The following is a 290-nucleotide window of genomic DNA, read 5'->3' as shown; positions in this document are numbered from 1 at the left end:
TCGGCCGCGCCCAAGCCGCTGCCGATCGCCGTGTCGGCGCAGCAGTTGGCGCAAGAGATCGAAGCCCAGGCCAAGGAAAACGCCGCGGTCGTCGCCGATCGCTACAAGGGCCGCCAGTACACGGTCAAGGGCACCAACGCCGGCGTCAGCGACGGCAAGAGCGGCAAGTACTACGTGACGTTCGAAGGCGGCGGCGGCTCGCTGCTGCCGGGCCTGGTCGAGAGCGATCGCCGCCTGTTTGACACCCGCGTGCGTTGCGCGCTGGCGCCGAACCAGAAGGCCTATGCGCT

General features: G+C 69.0%; 1 protein-coding gene. It reads left to right on the top strand.

The genetic code is table 11. The annotated features are described in order from the left end of the window. The coding region (locus HKX41_11110; GenBank protein ID NNC24680.1) for a hypothetical protein at positions 1-290 on the top strand (290 nt) is incomplete at both ends.

The organism is Salifodinibacter halophilus (genome assembly GCA_012999515.1).
Lineage (GTDB): Bacteria > Pseudomonadota > Gammaproteobacteria > Nevskiales > Salinisphaeraceae > Salifodinibacter > Salifodinibacter halophilus.
The sequence above is the reverse complement of the archived record's forward strand: the minus strand, read 5'-3'. Positions and strand labels throughout refer to the sequence as shown.